At 46.2% G+C, this 20,521-nt stretch carries 26 protein-coding genes and 1 tRNA gene; 15 read left to right on the plus strand and 12 right to left on the minus strand.

From position 1 onward, the window contains the following. Positions 1–27 precede the first annotated feature (27 nt). From IRJ25_RS12560 to IRJ25_RS12570, 3 genes are all read left to right on the plus strand, one after another. Positions 28–585, plus strand: coding sequence for a GNAT family N-acetyltransferase (locus IRJ25_RS12560; RefSeq protein WP_084543120.1), 558 nt, complete (start codon positions 28–30; stop codon positions 583–585). A gap of 86 nt (positions 586–671) precedes the next feature. After that, positions 672–744: transfer RNA gene (locus tag IRJ25_RS12565), tRNA-Val, on the plus strand. A 149-nt stretch (positions 745–893) separates the two neighbouring features. Continuing rightward, the gene (locus tag IRJ25_RS12570; protein ID WP_159563526.1) at positions 894–1,589 is read left to right on the plus strand and encodes a DUF554 domain-containing protein; all 696 of its coding nucleotides are present in this window, start codon (positions 894–896) and stop codon (positions 1,587–1,589) included. 21 nt (positions 1,590–1,610) lie between these two features. On the opposite strand, the gene IRJ25_RS12575 is transcribed toward IRJ25_RS12570, so the two are convergent. From IRJ25_RS12575 to IRJ25_RS12590, 4 genes are all read right to left on the minus strand, one after another. Then, positions 1,611–1,829 (minus strand): FeoB-associated Cys-rich membrane protein, encoded by a 219-nt coding sequence (locus IRJ25_RS12575; protein WP_035387786.1) that lies wholly within the window; start codon positions 1,827–1,829, stop codon positions 1,611–1,613. 11 nt (positions 1,830–1,840) lie between these two features. After that, positions 1,841–3,817, minus strand: coding sequence for a ferrous iron transport protein B (gene feoB / locus IRJ25_RS12580; RefSeq protein WP_269318401.1), 1,977 nt, complete (start codon positions 3,815–3,817; stop codon positions 1,841–1,843). Further along, positions 3,814–4,050 (minus strand): FeoA family protein, encoded by a 237-nt coding sequence (locus IRJ25_RS12585; RefSeq protein WP_034771241.1) that lies wholly within the window; start codon positions 4,048–4,050, stop codon positions 3,814–3,816. The genes feoB and IRJ25_RS12585 overlap by 4 nt, the downstream gene beginning before the upstream one ends. Positions 4,051–4,197: 147 nt before the next feature. After that, complete coding sequence (locus tag IRJ25_RS12590) at positions 4,198–4,986, minus strand: pyrroline-5-carboxylate reductase family protein (protein WP_269318402.1); 789 nt, start codon at positions 4,984–4,986, stop codon at positions 4,198–4,200. Between the two features lie 192 nt (positions 4,987–5,178). Between IRJ25_RS12590 and yidD the strand changes: the two genes are divergently transcribed. Further along, positions 5,179–5,448, plus strand: a complete 270-nt coding sequence (gene yidD / locus IRJ25_RS12595; protein WP_015880777.1) for a membrane protein insertion efficiency factor YidD — start codon at positions 5,179–5,181, stop codon at positions 5,446–5,448. A gap of 129 nt (positions 5,449–5,577) precedes the next feature. Next, complete coding sequence (locus IRJ25_RS12600; protein ID WP_074037781.1) at positions 5,578–6,930, plus strand: alanine/glycine:cation symporter family protein; 1,353 nt, start codon at positions 5,578–5,580, stop codon at positions 6,928–6,930. Positions 6,931–6,947: 17 nt separating this feature from the next. Here the strand turns inward: IRJ25_RS12600 and IRJ25_RS12605 are convergent, their stop codons facing one another. Continuing rightward, positions 6,948–7,313: a potassium channel family protein gene (locus IRJ25_RS12605; RefSeq protein ID WP_159563530.1), complete on the minus strand. Its 366-nt coding sequence runs from the start codon at positions 7,311–7,313 to the stop codon at positions 6,948–6,950. Between the two features lie 87 nt (positions 7,314–7,400). Between IRJ25_RS12605 and IRJ25_RS12610 the strand changes: the two genes are divergently transcribed. Further along, positions 7,401–8,642, plus strand: a complete 1,242-nt coding sequence (locus IRJ25_RS12610; protein WP_215244339.1) for a cytochrome P450 — start codon at positions 7,401–7,403, stop codon at positions 8,640–8,642. A gap of 38 nt (positions 8,643–8,680) precedes the next feature. Here the strand turns inward: IRJ25_RS12610 and IRJ25_RS12615 are convergent, their stop codons facing one another. Then, on the minus strand, positions 8,681–9,430 hold the full coding sequence (locus tag IRJ25_RS12615) for a sugar nucleotide-binding protein (protein ID WP_078146308.1): 750 nt from the start codon (positions 9,428–9,430) through the stop codon (positions 8,681–8,683). 100 nt (positions 9,431–9,530) lie between these two features. Between IRJ25_RS12615 and IRJ25_RS12620 the strand changes: the two genes are divergently transcribed. Together IRJ25_RS12620 and IRJ25_RS12625 are read left to right on the plus strand one after the other, a co-directional pair. Further along, entirely contained in the window at positions 9,531–10,106 is a 576-nt protein-coding gene (locus tag IRJ25_RS12620; RefSeq protein ID WP_074037777.1) for a GNAT family N-acetyltransferase, read from the plus strand. A 73-nt stretch (positions 10,107–10,179) separates the two neighbouring features. Next, complete coding sequence (locus IRJ25_RS12625) at positions 10,180–10,989, plus strand: DUF368 domain-containing protein (protein WP_015880783.1); 810 nt, start codon at positions 10,180–10,182, stop codon at positions 10,987–10,989. Positions 10,990–11,025: 36 nt separating this feature from the next. Here IRJ25_RS12625 and IRJ25_RS12630 read toward each other — a convergent pair whose 3' ends face one another. Then, the gene (locus IRJ25_RS12630) at positions 11,026–11,580 is read right to left on the minus strand and encodes a methyltransferase family protein (RefSeq protein WP_269318403.1); all 555 of its coding nucleotides are present in this window, start codon (positions 11,578–11,580) and stop codon (positions 11,026–11,028) included. 168 nt (positions 11,581–11,748) lie between these two features. Here IRJ25_RS12630 and IRJ25_RS12635 point away from each other — a divergent pair, with 168 nt between their 5' ends. Continuing rightward, the gene (locus IRJ25_RS12635; RefSeq protein WP_269318404.1) at positions 11,749–12,795 is read left to right on the plus strand and encodes an NAD(P)/FAD-dependent oxidoreductase; all 1,047 of its coding nucleotides are present in this window, start codon (positions 11,749–11,751) and stop codon (positions 12,793–12,795) included. Between the two features lie 11 nt (positions 12,796–12,806). On the opposite strand, the gene IRJ25_RS12640 is transcribed toward IRJ25_RS12635, so the two are convergent. Next, complete coding sequence (locus IRJ25_RS12640) at positions 12,807–13,220, minus strand: VOC family protein (protein WP_074037774.1); 414 nt, start codon at positions 13,218–13,220, stop codon at positions 12,807–12,809. Positions 13,221–13,322: 102 nt separating this feature from the next. Here IRJ25_RS12640 and IRJ25_RS12645 point away from each other — a divergent pair, with 102 nt between their 5' ends. After that, positions 13,323–13,694 (plus strand): hypothetical protein, encoded by a 372-nt coding sequence (locus IRJ25_RS12645; protein WP_074037773.1) that lies wholly within the window; start codon positions 13,323–13,325, stop codon positions 13,692–13,694. Between the two features lie 65 nt (positions 13,695–13,759). Here IRJ25_RS12645 and IRJ25_RS12650 read toward each other — a convergent pair whose 3' ends face one another. Next, a complete protein-coding gene (locus IRJ25_RS12650; protein WP_269318405.1) occupies positions 13,760–14,632 on the minus strand; it encodes a hypothetical protein in 873 nt (290 codons plus the stop codon). Positions 14,633–14,903: 271 nt separating this feature from the next. On the opposite strand from IRJ25_RS12650, the gene IRJ25_RS12655 reads away from it, so the two are divergent. Beyond that, positions 14,904–15,131, plus strand: coding sequence for a hypothetical protein (locus IRJ25_RS12655; RefSeq protein ID WP_031421006.1), 228 nt, complete (start codon positions 14,904–14,906; stop codon positions 15,129–15,131). Between the two features lie 178 nt (positions 15,132–15,309). Here IRJ25_RS12655 and IRJ25_RS12660 read toward each other — a convergent pair whose 3' ends face one another. Continuing rightward, positions 15,310–16,224: a hypothetical protein gene (locus IRJ25_RS12660; protein WP_269318406.1), complete on the minus strand. Its 915-nt coding sequence runs from the start codon at positions 16,222–16,224 to the stop codon at positions 15,310–15,312. A gap of 196 nt (positions 16,225–16,420) precedes the next feature. Between IRJ25_RS12660 and IRJ25_RS12665 the strand changes: the two genes are divergently transcribed. From IRJ25_RS12665 to IRJ25_RS12675, 3 genes are all read left to right on the plus strand, one after another. Next, positions 16,421–17,617 carry an LCP family protein gene (locus IRJ25_RS12665; protein WP_251125331.1) on the plus strand — a complete coding sequence of 399 codons (1,197 nt, stop codon included), beginning with the start codon at positions 16,421–16,423 and terminating at the stop codon, positions 17,615–17,617. A gap of 79 nt (positions 17,618–17,696) precedes the next feature. After that, positions 17,697–18,404, plus strand: a complete 708-nt coding sequence (locus IRJ25_RS12670; RefSeq protein WP_074037770.1) for an NAD(P)-binding oxidoreductase — start codon at positions 17,697–17,699, stop codon at positions 18,402–18,404. Positions 18,405–18,424: 20 nt separating this feature from the next. Continuing rightward, positions 18,425–18,643, plus strand: coding sequence for a PspC domain-containing protein (locus IRJ25_RS12675; RefSeq protein WP_074037769.1), 219 nt, complete (start codon positions 18,425–18,427; stop codon positions 18,641–18,643). Between the two features lie 37 nt (positions 18,644–18,680). Here the strand turns inward: IRJ25_RS12675 and IRJ25_RS12680 are convergent, their stop codons facing one another. Then, positions 18,681–19,535, minus strand: coding sequence for an aldose 1-epimerase family protein (locus IRJ25_RS12680; RefSeq protein WP_196431588.1), 855 nt, complete (start codon positions 19,533–19,535; stop codon positions 18,681–18,683). 75 nt (positions 19,536–19,610) lie between these two features. On the opposite strand from IRJ25_RS12680, the gene IRJ25_RS12685 reads away from it, so the two are divergent. Then, entirely contained in the window at positions 19,611–20,177 is a 567-nt protein-coding gene (locus IRJ25_RS12685) for a TlpA family protein disulfide reductase (protein WP_230872856.1), read from the plus strand. 51 nt (positions 20,178–20,228) lie between these two features. On the opposite strand, the gene IRJ25_RS12690 is transcribed toward IRJ25_RS12685, so the two are convergent. Beyond that, entirely contained in the window at positions 20,229–20,435 is a 207-nt protein-coding gene (locus IRJ25_RS12690) for a DUF3006 domain-containing protein (protein ID WP_015880796.1), read from the minus strand. Positions 20,436–20,521: the final 86 nt, after the last annotated feature.

Here is a 20,521-nt window from a genome sequence, read left to right on the forward strand (position 1 = left end):
GTGATGAAAAAAAGGGGGCGGAAAACGATGCATCTTGTCGAGTTGCAATCTGAACGTTTGCGGTTTGAACCGTATACGCTTTCTGATTTCTATTTTGTCAAATCGCTTCTCCAAGATCCACGGGTGATGCGCTTCATCAGTCCGGATGGGAGACCGTATACAGACGAACAGACGATTGAATGGTTTGAACGTCAATTGGCCCGCTATGAGACAGGACGCCAAACGGGTCTCCTGAAGCTCATGACATTTGAAAGTGATGAACCGATTGGTCACGCAGGTACGCTATTGCATGAATTGGACGGCAAAATCGAGTTGGAAGTCGGATATTGGTTGTCACCGAAGCATTGGCACATGGGATATGGTCGAGAAGCCGCCGCGCGTCTGATGCAGCATGCTTTTTCAGAGGGCGAGAAGGAGATTATTTCTCTGATTCATCCGGACAACGTTCCATCTCAACGTGTCGCCAAAGCGAATGGTCTTCACTGGGATCGAGATACACTGTACAAGGATATGCTCGTCTCCGTTTATGCGGGTGACTTGGAGCGGTTATGTCGACATATCGACCGTCAACAAATGACACGATAAAAAGTCTCTAAAAAAATAAAAAAAGTTGTTGCCAACTCAATAGTTTCTTGATATATTAATAGTGTCCTTAAGAGAGGACACGACCTGATTCTGTAGCTCAGCTGGGAGAGCGCTACCTTGACAGGGTAGAGGTCGCTGGTTCGAGCCCAGTCAGAATCACTTGGGTGCCAAACCCTCGAGAAACCCACCGGAACATGGGTTTCCGCGAAGCCACTTCTTGCGAGAAGTGGCTCTTTTTTTGTATATTGACATGGCACGAAAGCAATTGGTATATTCCTTTCAATACATAATGAAACGGGGAATGCAACATGGTGCTAACGGGTACACTCGTCAATGCCGCATTGATTGTCATCGGGGCATTGCTAGGTCTCTTATTTCACCGCATTCCGGAGCGTATGAAGGAGACGGTGACTGCGGCAATCGGGCTTGCGGTCATCTTGCTTGGGATTCAAATGGGGATGAAGAGTGAGAACTTCTTGATTGTCATCGGAAGTCTCGTCGTCGGGTCAGCGCTCGGGGAGTGGTGGAAGTTAGATGAATTATTAAATGAAGTCGGTTATCGACTTGAACGGCGACTTGGAAGTCAATCGAGTGTAGCGGAAGGATTCGTAACGGCCACACTCATTTTCGTGATCGGGGCGATGGCCATTATCGGGGCGCTCGATAGCGGGTTGCGTGGTGATCATGACGTGTTGTACACGAAAGGGTTGATTGATGGTTTTACGGCCCTCGTGTTAAGTTCGACACTTGGGATTGGGGTCATGTTTTCAGCAGTTCCAGTGTTACTGTATCAGGGCGGAATCGCATTACTCGCCATTCAAATCATGAAATTCATACCGGAATCGCTCATGGACAGTTTTATTTTAGAGATGACCGCGACCGGTGGGGTCATGATTGTGGCGATTGGTCTGAACTTGGTTGGAATCACAAAAATTCGTGTGGCCAATTTATTACCGGGGATTTTAGTGGTCGCGATGATTGTCACGGTTATACATATGCTGTAAAGAAAAAAGACTGAATTCGATTCAGTCTTTTTTCGTGGTTGCATTCATTGTGGAAGGCTCTTTTCGTAGAGCTTCCGCAATGATTTTATCCCAATCGGCTGCATCGCACGCCGCTGTACAGGTAGGTTCAATTTCACATGTTGCACATTTCCCGCCTTTTGCTTTACGTGTGTAGCGGTAAAGAGAAAATGCGGCATATCCAAAAACAATGAATCCGATGAGTAGGTCAAAGAATGACATGGTATTCCTCCTTACGCAAATCCGAATAAGCGACCGACTTGATAAATGACAAGAGACACCACATAAGCGACACCTAAACCGTATAAACTGGCGAACCATGTCAACTTGGCACTACCCACTTCTCGCCGGATGACAGCGACTGTCGCCAAACAAGGGACATAAAGTAAAACGAAGGCCATGAAGCTATACGCGCTGAGTGGGGTGAAGATTGGTAATAGCGACTCCGATAAATCTGATTCGCCGACCGCATAGATGATTGCCATCGTAGACACGACCACTTCTTTTGCTAAGAATCCGGTGATGAGCGAGGCACCTGCTTGCCAAGTACCGAATCCGAGTGGGACGAGTAATGTGGCAATCATACCACCAATCATCGCCAAGAAACTGTCATTCATCGGTACATCAAAGCCGCTTGGACCTGAATAGGCGAGTAGCCAGATGAACACAGAGCCACCAAAAATAAATGTACCGGCTTTTCGAACGAATCCTTTAGCTTTTTGCCAAGTGCTACGCCATAAGGTAAGTCCTTGGGGAACGCGGTATGGAGGTTGTTCGACGATGAATAAGCTCGTCTGATCTTCAGAGGCCAATGCCTTCGTAAAGATTTTCGCGGCAATCAAGGCAAGGAAAATTCCCAACATATAGAGCGAGAGGACAACGAGTGCTTGATGAGTAGAGAAGAAACTCGCCGCAAACACAGCGTAAATCGGAAGCCGGGCCGAACATGACATGAATGGTGAGATGAAGATGGTGACTAGACGTTCGCGCTCCTCTTCGACCGTTCGAGCGGCCATGATTCCAGGAACGTTACATCCGAATCCGATAATCATCGGGATAAAGCTTTTTCCATTCAATCCGACGAGTTGCATGAAACGATCCATCACGATGGCGACTCGCGCCATATATCCGGAGTCCTCTAAAAATGAGATAAAGAAAAAGAGAACAAAGATTTGCGGAACAAAAACCAATACGCCACCGACACCTGCGATGACACCGTCTACGAGAAGGGCTTTAATGAATGGAGAAGCACCTACAGCATCTAACATCCAAACCGTTCCTGATGTGATCGGACCAGACAATAGTCCGTCTAATAAATCGGAAAGAGGTGCACCAACCCAATTAAATGTCACATGGAATAGCGCATAGAGTACCCCGAAGAAGATGGGTAAACCTAAGATAGGATGCGTCACAACCGCATCGATGCGATCTGTCATCGTCACGTCCTGTGCATTGTGATTTTCAATGACCTGGTGTCGAATCTGTTTCGCCCAATCGCGACGACGCTCAGTGATGTGTGCGTGTGCAAAACGCCCTATAGCCGTTTCCAGTTCTTTTCGGACGGCAACAATCTCTGGAGATGATGCTTCTAAATGGTCGACGACAATCCGGTTGCCTGCTAAATATTGAATTGTAATCCAGCGATCCGTTCTCGATAGACCAGTTAAACGAAGAATGCGTGTAATCGCTTCTTCGGTCTCTGGACCATAGTTTAATTCGAAAGGTTGACGCTTCTCCATTTGAATCGATGAGAGCAAGACGTCACAACCATCACCTGTTCGTGCGGTGATCGGGAAGACATCTACTTGGAGGAGCGTTTTTAATTTGTCGAGATTAACATGCATTCCACGACTTTCTGCGACGTCGACCATGTTTAAACCGATTTGAAGCGGTCGTCCCATCTCTAGAAGTTGCAAAGTAAGTTGTAAGTTACGTTCTAATTGTGAAGCATCGATAATATTGATCATCCCGTCAAATGGTTCATGCAGTAAGAAACGGGAGACAATCGCTTCATCTGCCGAGAGCGGGTCTAAGTCATAGACACCGGGTAAATCAATTAATTGTCCGACTTTCCCATGTAACTGACCGATTTTTTGTTCGACTGTGACACCGGCCCAGTTGCCCACATGTGCGAATGAACCTGTTAATCGATTAAACAATGAAGTTTTGCCTGTATTTGGATTGCCAATCAATGCGATCCGTTGGCTCATGGTACAATCACTCCGATTTTTTCGGCATCTGATCTTCGGATGGCGATAATTTGTTGATGATCCACTTGTTCAATGGTGAGCGGTCCTGAAAAAATAGCTCTGCGCTTCACACGAACCGAGCATCCCTCGTAAAAACCAAGAGAAATCATTCGTCGGCGCAAGCGATCATCAATTTTAGTCAAATCAGATAAAATGACGGTTTGATTCAACGCGACATGTCGTAATAGACTCATAAGTAACCTTCCCCATCTTTTGATAACGATTCTCATTCGCTATCTTATCATGTCAAAAGAGAAAGTGAAATATTGATCATATAAAAAGTTATAAATAATAAATAGTAAGGTCGAGTGAACATAAAAAGAAGTGTAAACGAGTATCGTTTACACTTCTTCAATCGACTCATGATCTTCTTTGGCACTTTCGCGCAAGGCTGAAGCCATCACGTCAGCAAGATTCCGTTCACGAAGCACGCCGACACCACGGTCGGTCGGTCCGCCTGGAGCGGCCACATCGGCAATCAGTTCATTCGTCTCACGTGTTTCATGAGACAGTAACTCAGCGGAGCCTTTCATCGCTTGGGCGACAATTTGACGCGCTGTCTGTTCATCGTAACCGACATCCGTTAGGACGGGCGTCATCGCACCTACGATTTCATAGAAAAAGGCAGGACTGCACCCTGCAGCGGCCATAAAGGCGGACATCGTTTTCGCATCGGTGACGGCCGTTCGACCGACCCGTTCAAAGAGAGAAGTCGCTTTCTCACGGACTGCCTCATCTGTTTCTGGACCAAACCATAGCCCCGTCATCCCGTTCCGTTGGGCGACAGGCGTGTTCGGCATGGCGCAAACAGCTGGTAGCCCTGAAGCCTCTTCTAATTGGCTCGGTTCGATATGTGCAGCGACTGAGACGAGTAGTGGGGTCTTCCATTCTTTTGATTCTACGTACGGGATGACGCCATCAGGTTGCATCGCTAATACGACGATGTCATAGTCGTTAACGTTTTCGTCCTCAACAATTTGAACGCCGAGTTCATCTTGTAGGAAGAGTAAGCGCTCCCGGTCACTTCGGTTTGTCATTGTGATGTGTGTCGGTTCGATGCCCGAGTCGATCCACCCGCGAACGAGCGCCTCACTCATCGATCCAGCACCGACCATTAGTAATTGATTCATCATTCGTCACCTCTTCTTTTCGATTCGGTCAATAGTTATGTTGACTATCATAACAAACATACACTCGAATATCGCCCATCTTGCTCATTTGTAAAGAGATGGAAAACGATTTGACATAGGAATCGACGAACATGACAAACGTTTCAAATCGCGCTATGATGGCACTAATTCAAAAGAGTGAGGCGAAATCGTGTGAAACGTGTACTAGTAAAAGGGATTCAAGGTTACCAGCGTTTTATTTCACCATTAAAGCCGCCAACGTGCCGATTTTATCCGAGCTGTTCGCACTACGGAATCGAAGCAATCGAAAAACATGGGGCTGTCAAAGGCAGTTATTTAACCGCTCGCCGACTCATTCGCTGCCAGCCGTTTCATCCAGGCGGGCTCGATTATGTTCCGGATACATTTGATTGGAAAGCGCCTTTACAACGAGAGAAACCTGAGTCACAGCGAGACGATTGAGTTCGTCTCGCTGTTTTTGTACAGAACAAACAATGAATCAGTTGTTTTAGTACAATACTTTTGCATTGTTCTAAGTATTCTGAAAAAATAGAGGTGTACACTATTTTTCGGGGGAAGGGGATACTTTGTATGGGGCAATCATTTAGTGAATGGGTGAGTACGGCATCCAACTTTGTATGGGGACCACCGCTCTTGATTTTGCTTGTGGGGACAGGCATTTACTTGACGGTGCGTCTAGGTGGGATTCAAATCACCAAATTACCGTATGCGTTGAAATTGGCGTTTTCGAAAAATCAGGATCAATCCTCTAAAGGGGACATCAGTCACTTCCAGGCGCTCATGACTGCTCTGGCGGCGACCGTCGGTACGGGGAATATCGTCGGGGTGTCGACAGCGGTCGTATTAGGAGGACCGGGAGCCATCGTATGGATGTGGGTGTCCGGTTTCTTTGGGATGGCAACGAAATACGCAGAGGCAGTTCTTGCCGTGAAGTATCGGGTCACTGATGAGCGCGGTCAAATGGCTGGTGGACCGATGTACTATCTAGAACGAGGGTTGAATCAACGATGGTTAGCGGTAGCATTTGCTGCATTCGCATCGATTGCGGCGTTCGGTATTGGAAACGGGGTCCAAACGAACTCGGTCGCGCTTGCGCTCAAAACAACGTTTGACGTACCACTATACATATCAGGGATTCTCATTATGATTTTTACAGGAGCGGTCATTCTCGGAGGCGTGCGTTCCATCGGGAAAGTAGTCAGTTACTTCGTCCCCGTCATGATTGCCTTCTACTTAGGTAGCGGTCTTTTAATTATGGTGATGAATTACTCGCTGATTCCGGATGCGTTCGCACTCATCTTCAGCAGTACGTTCAGTGCAGAAGCAATTGGTGGAGGGGCCATCGGAGCTGCCATTCGATACGGGGTGGCACGTGGTGTCTTCTCGAACGAAGCAGGTCTTGGCTCTGCTCCGATCGCAGCAGCGGCAGCGAAAACAGATATGCCGGGTCGTCAGGCGCTCGTCTCGATGACTCAAGTCTTCTTGGACACGCTTGTCGTCTGTTCGGTGACAGGATTGACACTCGTCATGGGTGGTCAAATCGGGACAGGACTTGAAGGGGTCGAATTGACTTCAGCTACATTTGAACTGTTCCTCGGACCAGCCGGCGGTTATATTGTCACAATCGGGCTCGTTTTGTTCGCCTATTCGACCGTGCTCGGTTGGTCGTATTACGGCGAACGCTCCATCCATTACTTGTTCGGACAAAAGTCGATTCTTCCCTATCGGATTGCTTTTGTACTCGTCGCGGGACTCGGTGCCATGACGACGAACTTGAACTTGGTATGGGCGTTATCGGATGTCTTCAACGGCTTAATGGCCATCCCGAACTTGATTGGTCTCTTGTTCTTGTCGGGTGTTGTCATTGCCGAGACGAAGCGTTTCAACCAACAGCTTGAAATTGAAAATCGAAAAGTTTCCTAAACGAAAGGACGCCATCCTTATGAATCAGAGGGTGGCGTCTTTTGTTTTGCTTCTAATTCATCGAGTCGTGCTTTTTGTAAATGATCAAACACTTTTGTGATAAAGCCAACCATGATGCCCACCCCAGTCAATACATATCCGATTGTGAATATTTTTCCGATGTCGGTCTGAGGGGCAAAATCACCATATCCGATGGTAGTCAGGGTGATGACACTGAAGTAAAGTGCGTCCAACCAACGCATCTCCTCGAACCGTGTGTAAAAAAGTGTACCGGATAGGACAGTGAGAAAGGCAAGACTGAATAAGACTTGGAACTCAGGTTCGCGGAGGCCACGCCAGATTCCGCGTACAATTCGACGCAATGTCAGTAAGAACGGCAACATGTCACTCGCTCCTTTCGATATTAGGTTTGTTCGCTAAAAACGGGGGAACATCCTTTATAGTTCGAGAAAAGAGAAAGGGTGAGTTGGATGGGGAAAGTCATACCGAAACAAGAAGGACTCGACCATAGTGTCGATTTTTTACGGGAAGGATATCTATTTGTTGCGAATCGTCGCAAAAGTTTTCAATCAAATATCTTTGAAACACGTTTGCTCGGGGAGCGCGTGATTTGTCTTGGGGGCGAAGAGGCTGCCGAGGTGTTCTATGATGCAGACAAATTCATGCGTCAGAATGCGGCGCCAAAACGTCTATTGAAAACCTTGTTTGGAGAAGATGGGGTCCAAACACTAGATGGTGCGGCTCATACGCATCGAAAACATATGTTCATGTCATTGATGACAAAAGAAAACATAGATCGATTGCTCCGCTTGACATATCGAGAGTGGAACCAGATTGAACGAATGGGAGAGGAGGTCGTCTTATACGATATTGCGCAACAAGTGTTGATGAAGGCCGTATGTGAATGGTCGGGAGTTCCACTTGCGAAAGAAGAAGTTGGGAAGCGCACTGAAGAGATGAGGTTATTATTTGAATCGGGTACGTCTCTTGGTCCCACGTATTTACAAGGTCGGAAGGCACGAAGTTCCGCTGAAGCCTGGATTCGTCAGATGGTAAAAGAAGTGCGGTCGAATCGATTATTGCCGAACGAACATACGGCGCTGTACGAATTTTCGTGGCACCGAGATGAATCCGGAGAGTTATTACCTGAAGACGTCGTGGCGGTCGAAGTATTGAACATTTTACGCCCGACTGTCGCAATCTCGGTGTATGTCCTCTTTACTGTCTTAGCTTTACATCAGTTCCCGGATGTAAAAGAGCAGGTAGAGCGGGGAGAGGTCTCGAAAACAGAATTTGTCCAGGAAGTGAGACGGTTTTATCCATTTTTCCCTGTAGCGGCAGCTCGTGTCAAAACCGATTTTGAATGGGACGGCTATGCATTTTCGGAAGGGACGCTGACGCTTCTTGATTTGTACGGTACGAATCATGACTCCTCTATTTGGACGGAGCCGGATCGATTCGATCCCTCTCGTTTCAAAGATTGGAACGAGAGTCCGTTTAACTTTATTCCGCAAGGTGGGGGAGATGTAGATTTTGGACATCGATGTGCCGGTGAACATGTGACCATTGCAATTCTTGCACAAGTCATTGAGTTGTTTACTAAGGAATACGCATACACGGTCCCGCCTCAAGACTTGAGCTATAGTTTTGTAGACATGCCGAGTCTGCCGAAAAGTAAATTGCGATTGACTCATCTAACTCGAAACCAATAAAAAAGTCGTCTACTCGATGGGAGTAGGCGACTTTGAATTTACTTCGTTTGCAAATTTAGGCGTTTGGAGATGGGACGAATCGAGACCGATGAATCGATCATTCGATTATCCCGTTTCGGTTCATCGGTACATTCAATCTGCCAGTCGGTGTCATGAAGCTCTTTTAGTCCGACGGCGATGTCGTATAGGGAATAGTTCGCATTTCCGTTTAACTGATAGATGCCCGGTCCACGTTTAGTCAAAATTTCAAATAGCGCGTCTGCCGTGTCTGCTAAAAATGAACATGATGGATACCAATGCTCACTCGCTTGGATTACCCCTCGTTGCTTCATCTCGTTCGTAAAATAGTCCATCATATTATTCGATCCGGCCTCATCCCCGATTTGCCATCCGAGACGAACGATTTGAGCACCAGGATTGGCGTTCATAATCGCACGTTCGCACTCACGCTTATACTTTCCATAGTCATCCTCGGCATCTGGTAGCGTATCTGGGGAAATCGGTCCGGTCACTTCATCTGAAAAAATTGAAACCGTGCTCGTGAACAGGAAAGGGATTTTCGCCTCACCACATAAACGAGCGAGCGTCTCGGCCCACTCCACCGCGCCCATACCGATATGTAAAAAGTAGTTCGGTCGGATGCGCTCGATGAATTCTCGCATTTCCTCTTCGTTTGTCGTGGACACTTGCTCGCGATTCCACGCAATCCCTTCAATTCCGTGGCGCTGTAACGTTTCGGCAACAACGGGTGCCACTGTACCGTTCATTCCTGTAAGAATAGCTTTCATTTCGATTCGCCCCTTTCACTCTATATGATGCCACAAAACGAGTGTGGACAAACAACCGATGTGCCGGGCTATGCTAGACTGGATGATGGAGGGATTAATCATGAATATTCGACAAGCAACCAAACAAGATAGTAAACAAATTGCACCACTCATGTATCAAGCGATCCATGAGATTGCGTACACATTGACAGCATCAACGGATACGACTGAGGTATTGGAGCGACTAGCGATGTGGGTAGAGAAACCAAATAACCGCTTGAGTCACGAAAACATCTGGGTGGCGGATTTTGAAGGAGAAGTTGCCGGAATGATCATCTCGTATCGTGGGGATAAGGCAGAAGAATTGGATCGACCGATTCGAGAATGGTTGACGGCGCATGGAAGTGGAGAAGAGGTGGACGTTGAAACGGAAGGTTATGTCCAATACATTGATTCACTGGCTGTCGCAGAAGCGTATGGAGGTCGTGGAATCGGGACGAAGTTAATCGAACACGTTTGTCTCGTTGCGAAAGAACGCGGTGTGCCCGCCGTCACATTGAACGTGGATCAAGAAAATCCTGCGGCACATCGCTTATACACACGTCTCGGCTTCCATAAGGAAAAAGAAATCAACATTTCTGGGGCGAGATTTGACTATATGATCAAAGAAATCAATTCGACTCCTTTCTCAGTCTAAAAGCGGATGCGCAAACTTCTTTTCTCGACTATACTAAGTGCTTGAGGAAAGATATACGTAAAGGAGATACATTATGGAGTGGAAGAACATTTGGCGAGGGATGGCCATGGGGACGAGTGATTTAATCCCTGGTGTAAGCGGCGGTACCATTGCAGTCATTTTAGGCATCTACGATCAACTCATCGAAGCGATTAGCGGCGTATTTAGCCGATATTGGAAAAAATATATCGGGTTCTTGATTCCATTGGCAATTGGAATGGGGACAGCCATTATCGCACTGAGTCGAGTTATTGAATACTTATTGCTGGAGTATTATGCACCGACACAATTTTTCTTTATCGGATTGATTTTAGGGATTATTCCACTTCTATTCGTGGAATTTAAATCACGCGCATCGATTCGTCCGGTTCATGTTATTGCTATGGTTGTCGCAACGATACTCGTTGCGAGTATGGCATTCTTGAATCCGGTTGATTCGTCTATTATGACGGACGTGACGTTCGGGACGGCACTTCTCTTATTCTTCTCCGGTTGGTTGGGCAGCATGGCGATGTTGCTTCCTGGAATTAGCGGTTCATTCGTCTTGTTGTTAATTGGCGTTTATCCAACCGTCATCAGCGCCATCTCAAACTTCAATCTGTTGATTATTGGGATTGTCGGTGCTGGAGTGGCCGTCGGCTTTATTGTAAGTAGTAAAGTCATTCGTTACTTGTTGGCGAATTTTCCGGGAATGACGTTCTCCGTCATCATCGGATTGGTCATTGGCTCACTCGCCGTCGTGTTTCCGGGTGTACCAGCTTCCGGAGTCATGTGGATACTCAGTATCGTCGCATTCATCGCGGGGGTCATCGTCGTCCGATTACTCAGCAAATATTCTGTCTAAATGAAAAAGGAGTCCAGCGATGAGCCGGACTCCTTTTTAATAGATGAAGGGGAAGAGGCGCTTGCGCGTCTTCGACCAGGATTGGTAAGACTGACCGAAATGGCGAATGAGCATACCTTCCTCGATTCGAATGCGGTACAGTAATGCAAGCGAGGTGAGACCCGCACCAATCAAGGCGATTCCCCAATGAATAAAGTATAGCGAGAATCCGAACGTAATCAATAACAACCCTGTGTAAAGAGGGTGGCGTAAGTAACGATACGGTCCCGAGCTGACGAGTTCGTCTTCTGGTCGGACGACGACATGTCGTGTGAATTGATGACGTAAGTGTAAAATCCCCCAATAACGTAACGACACGCCGGCTATGTAAAAAGTAAGTCCGATGATTCGTTGAACTGTCGAAGGCTGTGATTCGAAAACAAGCGAAGAGATCAGAGACAACACGAAGACGCCAATCATCGTCGTCGCTACAAAGTAAAAGCTCTTCCGCTCGACAGCCCCGTCTGTTGCCTCTTTTCGGTTACGAAATTGCCACGTCTCAACTAGCCAAAAAAATGATACGACGATTAATAGGACATCCATCCAATTCATCACGCACATCCTCCCTTTTGATTCATGTTTCATTACCCGACCTACGCATAAGAAAAACCAAATCCATCAGGGCGATATTCGAAAAAAATTGTCAAAGTGACCAAAACAGGTTATCATCTAATGAGAATGATTATCATTTTTACGTATATAGAGAGGAAGGGTGCGACGATGAACGAGGAAGTATTCGACGTGACGATTATCGGTGGGGGACCGGCTGGATTGTATGCCGCTTTTTACAGCGGTTTACGAGGTATGAAGACGAAAATTATCGAATTTCAACCTTTTTTAGGCGGGAAAGTACATGTCTATCCAGAGAAAATGGTTTGGGATGTAGGTGGTCTCCTACCGACGACTGGGGCAAAACTGATCGACCAACTCGTCGAGCAAGGTCTCACCTTCTCTCCGACGGTCCTTTTTGGCGAGAAGGTGGAGTCGATCTCTAAGCGTTCAGACGATTTGTTCGGGATCGACACGACGAACGGTCATCATATTTCCAAAACCGTCATCGTTGCGACAGGAAGTGGGATCCTCAAACCGCATAAGGTTGAAGTGAGCGGAGCGGAGCGGTTCGAATTGTCGAACCTCCATTACACGGTTAAATCACTTGAACGCTTTAAAGGAAAGCGCGTCTTGATATCGGGTGGCGGCAATAGTGCAGTCGATTGGGCGAATGCGCTCGAGCCGATTGCAGAGCAGGTCGTGCTGACGTATCGAAAAGAAGAACTTAGTGGACATGAAGCACAAGTTGAAAAAATTAAACAGGGTCGAGTCGACTGTTGCCCACGATCAAAAGTGACGGATTTGATTTCACACGATGGGAAATCGATTCAACAAGTTCTTTTGACTCATGTCGAAACAGGAGAGACGAGCGTAATCGAGGTCGATGAAGTGGTCATCAATCACGGATATGAACAAGACGCGGAGTTGCTTCGGAACAGCGAATTGCAGGTCGAGATGAAGGATGGGTTTTATGTGAAAGGGAATTCAGGTAGCGAGTCATCCATACCGGGATTGTACGCTGCCGGTGATATTCTCACGCATGAAGGGAAAGTACATCTCATCGCTGGAGCGTTTCAAGATGCTGCGAATGCGGTGAACCGGGCCAAAACATACATTGACCCGAATGCGAACGCTACCGCAATGGTGTCCTCTCATAATGAACGGTTAAAAGAGAAGAATCGTCAAATCATAGAAGAAACCATGATGAAGCAGTAAGAGGACCACTCTTACTGCTTTTCTCTAGGATAATCACAAAGCTCGGTAATCACACCGCCTGAATGACGCGGGTCCATGTAGATTAAGCGTCTACCTTTCGCGGTCGTACGCAGTGTGTCTTCTAAAAAGGTGATGCCATTTTGTTTGTGAGCGGCCATCGCTTCGTCCAAATCGTCGACACGATAGGCGATATGATGAACACCCTTCCCTCGAGCTTTCATGAACCGGGCAATCGGACTCGTCTTACTAGTCGGACGCAACAATTCGATGACATCCTCTCCAATATGAATGACGGCCAATTCGGTCTCGACCCCGATGGTCGTGTTCGTATAGCGGTCCACGAGTTTTCCTCCTAAGACCGTCGTGTAAAATGTGATTGCCTCATCTAAGTCTCGAACGGCAATCCCAGTATGATCGATATGCATGTAAATTCCTCCTTCTGCTTCAGTTTGCCTAAAGTTGAACAAAATGTCACTTCACAACGTTTCAAGCCTATCCGATATAATAGGAGAGGGAGGGACAGCGAAATGAACGGAAAAATCACGATGGGTTTGGTGGGCACTTTCGCCTTTGTATCATTTGTGTTTGGACTCTCGCTTGCGACGTTTGTCGACTATCGCATCAATGAAGAACAGGTTGTCCTTGAACGATTAACGACCCATAAACAAATTGGTCCGACCGAGTTGCTGTCTACCGAGGTCGACTTTCATTTAAATGGGTCGAATTATGCGATTCGTTTTAAAGATGAACCAAATATTACGTATTGGTTCAATGTCGTCGATCGCAAAATTAAGTTCGATCGGATTGAATCGCTCGATTTGAGAGATACGGGGCTTCGGACAGAACTGTTTGAAGCGATGCCGCCTCTAGCGATGGAGTCGACTACTGCTGCAGAATAAAAGACGTCGAATGAACAACTTTTTCCTTTGAGAAAGAGTTGGTTTGCTCGACGTCTTTTGATTGTTTAGGAATAAATCGGGGTCGGTGGTGCCTGTAGTATGTACGTATAACGACAAATACTCGAGATTTGGGCGCCGTGACGACGAAGTGTATAACTCAAATCAGGTTGCAAACTTGTTGCTGAAATATGTGCCTCTTCAATGTATCGGAACATGTAGAAAAATTTTTGTTGAAGGAATGAAATAGCTTCCCGCAATAAAGTCTCGTCACAGTCAACGTGCATCTCTTGTATTGAAATATGGTACATATGTAAGCGTACTTTCATGATTCCAATCACTTGTCGGTTCCACTTCACGGAATAGAACAATGTTTGCTGGCGAACTTCTCGTGCGAATTGTTCATCTGTCATCGAAATGGCACCCGGAAGGAGATGACAATGTTCATTTCGAAATGTGAGCCAATCTGCTCTTCTTGAATAGTCCACCAATTCGAGTGTCCAATTGGTATGGGTTGCTTTCTCGCAAGGGATGAATGGTAGATGATACGTTTTGGTTTGATGAAATACTTGAAACCCTGCTGCTTCATATATTCGATGCTTGTCTTGATTATGAGAATCCTCTTCCTGAAGATAGTACGTAATCGGGTACTTTGTTTCTCGACTTCGTTCATAGATGAAACGATGAAGTAGTCCGCGAAAGACGTGACGATCACCATATGTGGCTTGAGAGAGGCGAATGGCATGATCCGTTTCAAGCTGTTCGTCGTTTGCGACGATTGAAGCGAGTGGGGTATCTCGATTGAGTGCGACGTAGACGTGATGATGCGAGGGAAGGGAGAGAAGCAAAGGGGCCTTGCTTAAAGGATATAGCGACTGAATGGAAATACGCTCATGTAACGGTAATTGCCTGCATTCTACAAAACGTAGCGCTCGTTTCACGAAGAATCCTTCTTTCTTTATCAAATGATAAGTACAAATAAATTGTAAGCGCTATCTTGTATCGTGGGGTGTGGCAGAATGATGAAACCTGACTCGAGAAAAAATCAATTACGTAAGAAAAAGGTTCGAGTAAAATAGAACATATCCGTCCAATACAATGAAATGGATTTCCTTTCATCGTTCATCTGTGAGATTCATCAAATGTCAGCGCAACGAACGGATGAGACGTGCTATACTTAAACACAATGAAAACACGGAGTAGGAGTATATGATGAAATACATTTATCAACTGATTCTGGTTTCTGTGCTTTGGTTGACGGTAACACCGTCTGCAGCCATGGCCGAGACAGAACCGGTCGTCATTCATGAAAATATCATTGTCGAAGAAGATGTAGAAATTCATGAAGGATTTCAATCGCCGAATGAAATGGTGTATTTGTTCGTATTAATTGTGTTGTTATCTGTCATCGGACTTGGCATGATGAACACGATTGAATAACGTGAAAACGTTCACAAAAATGCAATAAGTGATTTGGTAACGGTTACAATCGTTCCCTTATACTTATATGTGTAGGAAGAAAGTTCTGCACCAACTTTCTGTCCTCCTTTTCAAATGAACACCCCTCGTTCATATCATGTATTGGAGTCAATCGATTCTATCGATTGACTCCCTTTTTTTAAAATCGGATTCGCTTTTCTTTAGCAATTCGTTTTAAGCGCTTCGTCTCACTAGTGTGTCCGTGACTCTCTAAAAAGTCGACATATACCCGAAATGGTTCGGAGCGATGAGAAAAGAACGGGATATATTCAGAGAACAATTTTTGTTCCGCTTCTTTCAAATTCCCTTCAGCGACGAGAAGGCGGAGTTCTAACATTTTAAGCGCTTGATAGTTTTCGAGCGCGGTATCCTCTGTTTGGGACTTCTCTAACATCCGATCGCAAAGTTTTAAGAGACGGGAGTGAAGGAGTTTTCTTGTATTGGCATGACTGTGTTCGATGGGTAGCGATGAGAGTAAATCAATTCGTGTAGAATCAACATCTTTTGGCACGTGGAGTGCGGTGTATAGGGCGCGGTCAATCCAAACGGTATCAATCGGGGCATCGAGCTGATAGTAGTGAATGAGTTGCTTGAGCATGGTGACTTGTGAAATTTTTAAAAGGCGAAACGGGTCACTTGTAGAGAAGAGCGGTTCTTCGCCAGCCGATGTAGAGAGGAGGTAAAACATTTCTTCATACATCGTACGTGCTTCTGTGTATTCCTCGGCGTAATGCGCTAAATCGCGAATGATTTTTTTAGCATGAATGTACCAATTTTTTTGGTCGCGTTCTGACATGACTTGATTCGGACGAATGTACAAATGTTCGTACGCAGAATCAACAAACCGTTCAGCCAAGGTGATGGTTTGCGAGAGCGAATGTCGCTCTTCAGAATTTTTTTTCTCTTTATAGCGCGTGAATTGGCTGATCATAAAATCAAAATCTTGATCATCAATCACATCTTTAGGAGTATGACGGTACATTTCGACGAGCAAATCGCGTAACGTCGCCTCGCCATACTGCTCTAACAATACGCGTAACTTTCCGATGCGCATCAGCTCTCCTCCTTTCAGTCAAACTTTTCGTAGGCAATCTCGATTTGGGCAGAAACCAATTATTATTCCTTTCCCGCTTTTCATCTGAAACAACCATTCGCTCTCATGCTTAAGACGGATTTTCGTAAGAAACGTTGTCAGATGATGGCTGGTTCGGGATAATAGAGAAAAATTGATAAAGTTGAGGATCATAATGATGAAAGATGAACAACATTTATCGCGTGTCGAACGTAGAAAGCGCGAATTAGAACAACAAGAAATCGAATCGTCTCGTGTGGACCACGGTGAAACGGACGAGCCCTCTATACGTGCACAATCTGAACAACAGCGTGAACGGGTAACACGCCAATCAGAACATCCCTTTTTAAATGAACAAACCCAAGAATCGCCAAGGACGAAAAATGGGACGGCAAAGTCAAGTCGGAAACGACTGCCCCGGGTTTCATTATTTTCGAAACGGAAATCATCTCGACCAAAATCTCGACAGACGACGAAACCATCAACACCATCTACCCCTGCTAAACGAGAAATAGATCATTCGTCTAAACAACCATCGAAACGAAAGCGTAAATGGAAGGGGAAAGCTGCCCTTTTCTTACTTGCAATGCTACTGATTGTTGGATATTTTGCGACTGCTCCATTTACATTCCTCATTATGGGGAGCGATGCGCGAGTAGGAGAATCGTTGTCGGGATCTCGTACGGACTCCTTGCAGTTGATGGAATTCGTACCACGCTCTGGTACTGTTCAGAATGTATCGATTCCACGTGATACGTATACAGCGATTCCATGTGAGCCTGAACGGGAAGGTGATAAAATCACGCATGCGTTCGCGTTCGGAGGTGCAGAGTGTACGATTGGTGCCGTGGAAGGGCTGACCGACGCCTCGGTCGATGGACAGGTCGTCATCACGTTCGAATCATTCATGGAATTGATTGATTTGATTGGTGGGGTAAATGTCACGGCAACGCATTCGTTTAGCGAGAAAGGGTTCAACCAGACGTATGAGTATACGGAAGGTGTTTCCTATGCGATGGATGGAGACATGGCATTGGCGTATGCGAGACATCGTAAATCGGATACGGATGGAGCACGTTCGAATCGTCAAACGGAGGTCATGACAGCTGTCGCTGAAAAACTGGCAAGTCCTTCAGGATGGACAAAAATTCCGGCGACGTATCGCTTCATGAAAGAAGAAATGGGACTTGAGATGAACGTCTTGCAAATGGCATCTGTCGGATTGACGATGATTTCGAATCCTGAGGTGAATAAGATGCAAGTCGAGGGTCAAGATGCTTATATCAATAACGTGTATTACTATGAACCGTTAGAAGAGAGCGTGCAGGCGATTCGAGACGCCCTTGATTTATCTGTCTGGGGTACTGTCAGATAATTTTAAGAAAAGGGTTTGATTCTGACTTGAAAGAGGAAATTTAAACAAATGAACTACTCTTTTGAGGAGGGAAATTTGAATGAAAGTTTTAGTCATTGGAGCAACAGGAAAGATCGGGAAACGTGTATTGAAAAGCCTGGCGAAAACCCATCAAGTGACCGCTTTAATTCGTTATCCTGAACTACAAGCAGAGTACGAGAAAATGGGTGCACACGTATTGACGGTTGATGTCGAGACAGAACTCGAGAAGAAAGTACATGAGGCGACAAGTGGACAAGATGCCGTTATTATCGCGGCAACTGCTGGCGCGGATGGTTCGAGCACTGAAATTGAACTGCTTGACCGAAACGTTGCGATGAATGCCATCGATGCCGCTAAGAAGGAACGGGTACGTCATGTTGTCTTACTCAGTGCCTATGGCGCTGATCAACCGAACGCTGCACCGAAAGAACTCTTTAACTTTCTGTCAGCTAACAATGCCGCTGACGAGTATATCGAACATAGCGGTTTGAACTATACGATCATTTGCCCAGTGACCATTGTTGATGAACCGAGTAAAGGTTCAATCGAAGCATCAGAGGACTTGAGTGATGCGGATGGTGCGACGATTTCCGAAACCGATGTCGCGACTGTCATCGCAGCGTCTCTCGACAACCGAGGTCTGTACGGTCGCCGAATCGAAATCAAGTCTGGTAGCACACCGATTAATGAAGCGCTCGACTTTGAAGGGCGTGGAGAGGTTGCGAACGGCGGAAGAACGACATTACGTCGACCTCAACGATCATAATGAGTTGAGGAGAAGATGATATGGAACGGAAACTTTATAAAGACCCAAACAATAAAATGATTGCTGGTGTTTGTTCAGGGCTTGGAAACTATCTAGGGGTGGACGTCACCATTATGCGAGTCCTATTCGTGGCGATGGCGCTTCTCGGTGGCCCGGGACTCCTCATTTATATCATTCTGGCACTCATCATGAAAAAGCCGGTGTCAGAATATGAAGCCGAACAAGACGATCGCTTCTAAATCAAAAATCAATCCGACAAGACGTCGGATTGATTTTTTAGTTTTCCATATATAATGTATAACTCGCTTCGAACGTTTCGTTTGGTGGGAGGAGTTGGATCCCTTCTTTGTGTAGGAAATCTTTTCGATGGCCTTTATAATCCGCATGTCCGAACCAAGGTTCCAAACAGACGAACGGAGCGTCTTTCTGCGGCGGAGACCAGATGCCGAAATGCGTGAAAGAGGGACTCTCCATCACGATGGCTGCACCGGTTGGTTGATGTCGGAGTGCAGCATACTCAATTTTCTCAAAAATGAGTGCATCGTCGTCAAATAACGACCGAGTGAGGGGGATATACTGACGCTCTCCGAGTGGTTGATACGCGCCTGTTAAATAAGGGCCCTCGAGCAAATAGCGATCGAGGGAGCGGATTTCGCCGAAATCGATCACGTAGTCTTCAAATGTCCCGCCCATGAACGGAATATTGAATGCAGGATGACCACCGATGCTAAACGGTAACGTCGTTTCGCCCGGGTTATGGACGCGATACGTCACAATCACTTCTTCGCCCACAAGTTGATAGGACACGGTCAGTGTGAATGGGAATGGATAGTGTTGACGTGATTCCGATGTATCGTTCAATGTGAAGCGGACCGACGTGGCAGTCGAAGATTCGACCTCGAACATAGCGTCCCGAGCGAATCCGTGTTGACTCATCGTATAGGTGTTTCCCTCATATACATATTGATCATCGAGCAATCGACCGACAATCGGGAAGAGGATCGGGGCTTGTCGTCCCCAATAGGTCGGGTCCCCTTGCCATAAGAGTTCAGTTCCGGATACTTTCCAACTCGTCATCTCAGCACCTTGTGCCTTTAAGGTTATCTGTATTTTCTCGTTTTGAAGTTGCACAATCCATACGCTCCTTTACGGGTTTATGATAAGTTAAGTGTAGAAATCTTAAGTAAAACAAACAAGGGGTAAATGATGCGCTTACAAAGAATTGGTATTGGAACGCTGATCCTTCTATTGATTGCTGGCCTCGCATATAAAGGCTACGAGGAATATATGATGACACAAAAGAAAGAAGAAGCGGTTCCGATTGTCCAAAATGAATCGGTATTAGGAGGACTTGAAGTGGGGCAACAAGCCCCGGACTTCACTTTGAATACGTTAGATGAGGAGAATTTGACCCTTTCTGAGTTCCAAGGACAGCCGGTCGTCATTAACTTCTGGGCCTCTTGGTGTCCGCCATGCCGGGATGAGTTTCCTGAACTCGTATCGTTTGAAGAAGCGACAGGCATCCCAGTACTTGGCGTGAACGTCACCAAAAATGAGCGACGAGGAAAAGAGGACGTGGAGGCATTCCTAGATGAGTATCCCGTTGATTTTCCGATTTTGCTAGATGAAGAGGCCGCTGTCGAGCAACAATATCGCGTTGTCGCATTACCGACGACGTACGTTCTAGATGCAAAAGGGATCATCGTGGCGAAAAAAACGGGTCCGGTAGACGAGGCATGGCTTCAGCAACAAATCGACGACATCTCAGAATGATTCATTCGAAAAAAAGCTGAACGAACTGCCCGGTTAGAGAGGGCAGACCGTTCAGCTTTTATAGTGTTGCTTGATCAATGCGTCAAAGTTAGGGGTCATATCTTCTTCAAGATAGTAATGATGGTTGTCTCGAATGATTGTATCACCAACACGTGCTTCGGATGGTAGGAATCGTCTAGGGATGAAACTTGAGCCGTTGTTCCATCTCAATACGGCATATTTTCCCTCGATTCGTACCAATGTACCGTACTTAATCATACCTCTTCCTCCTCGACGAGCAGCTTCTGTCTCTTTTTATCCTTACATCATGTATTCCCAAATTCCACAAAAGCTACACATCTTTA

It is taken from the genome of Exiguobacterium sp. KJ 601, assembly GCF_027161185.1.
GTDB lineage: Bacteria > Bacillota > Bacilli > Exiguobacteriales > Exiguobacteriaceae > Exiguobacterium > Exiguobacterium profundum.